Source organism: Tsukamurella soli, from assembly GCF_039541155.1.
Lineage (GTDB): Bacteria > Actinomycetota > Actinomycetes > Mycobacteriales > Mycobacteriaceae > Tsukamurella > Tsukamurella soli.
The window spans coordinates 1-2,170 of record NZ_BAABFR010000216.1; the positions used below are offsets into that span (position 1 = coordinate 1).

Consider the following 2,170-nt stretch of genomic DNA (forward strand, 5'->3'; position numbering starts at 1 on the left):
CCGTCGGCGCGGCGGTCGACGACGGGGTCGCGCTCACGCTGGTCGAGCGGGCCGTCGCGACCGGTGCGTCGGTTCTGCTGTTCACCGCCAGACCGGGCGTGTGGGCGCCCCTGGTGCGTGCCGCCGATACGCCCGCCGCGCTGTGGGTCGCGGGCTGGCGGTACCCGCCCCAGCCGTCGCTGTCGGCGTTGCGGCCCACGGACTACTGCCTGGTGGTGCTCGACGGGGTCGACAGCGGGCCCGCGGCTCCGACGGTGTGGCGCCTCGCTCCTGCCGGTGCCCCTGTGACAGGCGATGTGACGGTGGCCGCGGACCACCCCGGCGTGCTCACTGTGCGCGCCGCGGGCTCGGTCGCGGCGGTGCGACCCGTCCCGACTCCCCTGGTGTGACGACAGCGGCTGTGGACACGGCGACGTGGACGGTCCGGGGATCCGCACCGCCCACGTCGCCGACCGCTCAGCCGCCCCAGCCGCTGGCCGCCCTGTCGTTGGTCTCGCGCATGGAGGTGACGGCGGTCTCGGCCGCGACCCGCACCTTGCCGAGTAGTTCGGTGATGTCGCCGAACGCCTCGTTCCATCGCGACTGCACCTGCTGGTATGCCGCCGCGGACTTCTCGTCCTCCCAATAGCCTGCGATCTTCGCCTGCTCCGAGCGGATGTCGCCGCCTTGCGCGTCGAGCACCCCGAGCCGCGAGTTGATGTCGCTCAGGCCGGAGAGGATCGCGTCGTAGTCGTACTTGATCAGATCGATCACTGTCTGATTCCCCCTGTGTTGATTCCCGATGTGGTCATACCGCGCGCCGGTCAGGCCAGGGACGGGATGTTGAGGCCCCCGCTGCCGCCGAGCGCGGCGATGGTCGACTGGTTGTCGTCCTCACTGGTCTGGTAGCCCGTGGTGTTGGCGCCGAGCATCTCGCCGATGTCGTTCAGCGCGTTGTTCAACTTCGCAGAGTTCTGGTCCCAGTCGGCCATCACCGCCTGGAACGCGCCCTGCGCCGCGCCGGTCCACGCCGACCGCGTCATCTCGACGTCGTTCCGCAGCTGTCCGAGCGTCCCGTTCATCGCGCTCCCGAGTTCGCTCAGGGCGCCCGCGCTCGCAGCCATCCCCGCGAGTTCGGCACTCGTGCCCATCGCTGTCTCCTCCCTCGCCGACGGATCGGCGAATAGTCTCTCCCGACACCGGTTCCGGTGTCGGTCTCCCCCCTCACGGCAGCCAGGCGCCGGCGGGAAGCTCTTCGCAGGCGCGCTGCAGCCCCTGACCGATCCGGTGCGCGGACCCCTCCGCGATCGACGTCCACAGGCGCCCATCCGCGGCCGGCACCGTCGTGGCCACTACCCGACCCGACGGTGAGTCGATCACGACCACCGTCGAGCGCAGCAGCCGATCGCCGGCGGCGAGCGTCATCTCGGTAGCGCAGTCGGCGTGGGCCAGCACGCGCCCCACCTGCGCGGCAGCCGGCGCGGGAACGCCCAGTGCGCGGAGGCCGGCCGCAACGCGGGAGTGGTCCGGCGCCCGGGCCGACCCGTCCGACCTGCCGCGCGCAGCGGCCACGGCAAGCAGCTCGACACCGTCGTCGGACGGAAACGACGCCGGCGCACAGTGATCCGCGCACCATACCCGCGGCAGCGCGGGCTCGATGAGAGCCGCGAGGCGCGCACCGGTCCCGTCGCAGTGCGGGCGGTCGACGGTGACGATCGCGCCGCGTCGGACCGCCCGCGCGACCTGATCACCGCGCCGCGCGAGGACCAGCCGGGTGCCGAGCGGATCCGCGACCCGGGCCTCTAGGCGCACGTCCGCACCGGCGAGCACCGCCAGCGCGGCTCGGGCCCGGCGGTACTCTCCGCCACCGCCTCGGCGCCGGTGTGATCCACCGGATCCGTCCCGCTGCAGACCTGTTCACCGCGATCGGCATGGATCGGGTCGAGCCACAGCGCAGGCGGTAGCTCCGCGCCGGTCGCCGCCCGCAGGCGACGCAGCGAGTACGTGACCGCCGCGCTCACTGCGAGACCTCCCCGGTCTGCCCGACCGCGAGGCCGACGTCACCGAAGTCGGGGACCGCGCCGCCGAGCACATCCGGCGCCGTGTGCACCACGTACGCGCCGCCATCGTCCGACGGTGTCGCGCCCGCGGCCCGACCGTCGACGCCCGGGCGCGTGGCCCGCGCCGCCCC

4 protein-coding genes and 1 pseudogene are annotated in these 2,170 nt (G+C 73.4%); 1 reads left to right on the forward strand and 4 read right to left on the reverse strand.

Going from position 1 to position 2,170, the window contains the following annotated elements; genetic code table 11:
- A pseudogene (locus ABD908_RS27135) lies at positions 1–389 on the forward strand (hypothetical protein); the annotation flags it as partial.
- Positions 390–456: 67 nt separating this feature from the next.
- Here ABD908_RS27135 and ABD908_RS27140 read toward each other — a convergent pair.
- The 4 genes from ABD908_RS27140 to ABD908_RS27155 all read right to left on the reverse strand — a co-directional run bounded on the left by ABD908_RS27140 (position 457) and on the right by ABD908_RS27155 (position 2,000).
- On the reverse strand, positions 457–753 hold the full coding sequence (locus ABD908_RS27140; RefSeq protein ID WP_345001982.1) for a WXG100 family type VII secretion target: 297 nt from the start codon (positions 751–753) through the stop codon (positions 457–459).
- A 50-nt stretch (positions 754–803) separates the two neighbouring features.
- Positions 804–1,130, reverse strand: coding sequence for a WXG100 family type VII secretion target (locus ABD908_RS27145; protein WP_345001984.1), 327 nt, complete (start codon positions 1,128–1,130; stop codon positions 804–806).
- 73 nt (positions 1,131–1,203) lie between these two features.
- Positions 1,204–1,791: an ESX secretion-associated protein EspG gene (locus tag ABD908_RS27150; RefSeq protein WP_345001986.1), complete on the reverse strand. Its 588-nt coding sequence runs from the start codon at positions 1,789–1,791 to the stop codon at positions 1,204–1,206.
- A complete protein-coding gene (locus ABD908_RS27155; RefSeq protein ID WP_345001988.1) occupies positions 1,782–2,000 on the reverse strand; it encodes a hypothetical protein in 219 nt (72 codons plus the stop codon). The genes ABD908_RS27150 and ABD908_RS27155 overlap by 10 nt, the downstream gene beginning before the upstream one ends.
- Positions 2,001–2,170: the final 170 nt, after the last annotated feature.